This is a genomic window from Micromonospora zhanjiangensis (genome assembly GCF_042650605.1).
GTDB lineage: Bacteria > Actinomycetota > Actinomycetes > Mycobacteriales > Micromonosporaceae > Micromonospora_J > Micromonospora_J zhanjiangensis.
The window spans coordinates 1-1,893 of the sequence record NZ_JBHSBN010000090.1 but is presented as its reverse complement, the minus strand read 5'-3'; the positions used below and the strand labels follow the sequence as shown (position 1 = coordinate 1,893).

General features: G+C 69.6%; 1 protein-coding gene. It reads right to left on the bottom strand.

Annotated features, from left to right (window positions below; all coding sequences use genetic code 11):
• The coding region (locus tag ACFOX0_RS34045) for a type I polyketide synthase (RefSeq protein ID WP_377553780.1) at nucleotides 1-1,893 on the bottom strand (1,893 nt) is incomplete at both ends.

Below are 1,893 nucleotides of genomic sequence, written 5' to 3'. Positions count from 1 at the left end.
GGGTGAAGGTGGTGCGGGTGGCGAGTTGTCCGGCGAGTCCGGTCTCGTTGTTGTGGTGTAGGTAGTTGGCGAGGTTGTGGGCGTAGGCGTGTAGTGCTGTCTCGGTTTTGGCGCTGAAGGCCAGCACCTCGGAGTCGGAGGTGGTGTTGGTTGGTTGTGTGGTGGGTGCTTCTTCGAGGATGAGGTGGGCGTTGGTGCCGCTGATGCCGAAGGACGAGATGCTCGCGCGACGAGTTTTCTCTCCGGCCTGCCAGGGCTGCGGTTCGGTGAGCAGGGTGAGTGGGTTGCCGTTCCAGTCGATGTGGCTGGTCGGCGTGTCCACGTGCAGGGTCTGCGGCAGTTGCTGGTTCTGCAGCGCCAGGGTCATCTTGATGACTCCGGCGACTCCGGCGGCGGCCTGGGCGTGGCCGATGTTCGACTTGAGGGAGCCGAGCCACAGCGGCCGCTGGCGGCCCGGGGTGTAGGTGTTGGTGAGTGCTTGGGCTTCGATGGGGTCGCCGAGTCGGGTGCCGGTGCCGTGGGCTTCGATGGCGTCGATGTCGTTCGGGGTGAGGCCGGCGTTGGCTAAGGCCTGTTGGATGACGCGTTGTTGGGCGGGGCCGTTGGGTGCGGTGAGTCCGTTGGAGGCGCCGTCCTGGTTGATCGCGGTGCCGCGGATGACGGCGAGGATCGGGTGGCCGTTGGCTTGGGCGTCGGACAGTTTCTCGAGTAGGAGCATGCCGGCGCCTTCGGCCCAGCCGGTGCCGTCGGCGCTGTCGGAGAACGCCTTGCACCGCCCGTCCGGGGACAGACCCCGCTGGCGGGAGAACTCGACGAACGTGTTCGGCGTCGCCATCACCGTGACACCACCGGCCAGCGCCAGCGAGCACTCTCCGCTGCGCAGCGACTGGGCGGCGAGGTGGATCGCGACCAGCGACGACGAGCAGGCGGTGTCCAGGGTGACGGCCGGACCTTCCAGACCGAAGGTGTACGCCACCCGGCCCGACGCCACACTGCCGCTGGTGCCGGTGAGCAGTTGGCCCTCGTAACCCGGGACCGGCGTACCCGCGGCGTAGTCGTGGTACATCAGCCCGGTAAACACGCCGGTCGCGGTGCCCCGCAGCGACGCCGCCCGGATGCCGGCCCGCTCGAACGTCTCCCAGGTGGTCTCCAGCAGCAGCCGCTGCTGCGGATCGGTGGCCAGCGCCTCCCGCGGGCTCATCCCGAAGAACTCCGGATCGAACCCGTCCGCGTCGTGCAGGAAACCACCCTGACCGGTGTAGCTGGTGCCGGTGTGGTCCGGGTCGGGGTGGAACAGGTTGTCCAGGTCCCAGCCGCGGTTCGCCGGGAAGTCGCCGATCGCGTCCCGTCCCGTGCTGAGCAGATCCCACAGTTGCTCCGGTGACGACACCCCGCCGGGCAGCCGGCAGGCCATGCCGACGATCGCGATCGGCTCGTCCCGGTAGCCCTCGGCGACCCGGGTCGTGGCGGTGACCGGCTGATCGCTCAGTTCCGCGGCCAGATGCGCGGCGACCGCCTGCGGGCTCGGGTGGTCGAAGACCAGGCTCGCCGGCAGCGTGAGGCCGGTGGCGGCGGCGAGACGGTTGCGCAGTTCCAGGGCGGTGAGCGAGTCGAAGCCGAGGTCGGTGAACGGCCGCTCCGCGTCGATCGTCCCGCCGGGGGCGTGGCCGAGGACGGTCGCGACGTTCTCCCGTACCAGAGAAAGAAGTTGATCCTCGGTCATCGCGGCCGGCCGCGCGGAGCCGGCGCGTGCCCGGGGCAGGCGTCGTGCGCGGTGGAGTGCGGTGGGGTTGAGGTTGGCGGCGATGAGGGTGGGTGTGGTGGTGGTGAGGGCTTGGTCGAGGAGTTGGAGGGCGTGGGTGGTGGTGAGGGGGGTGGTGCCGGTGGTGGTGA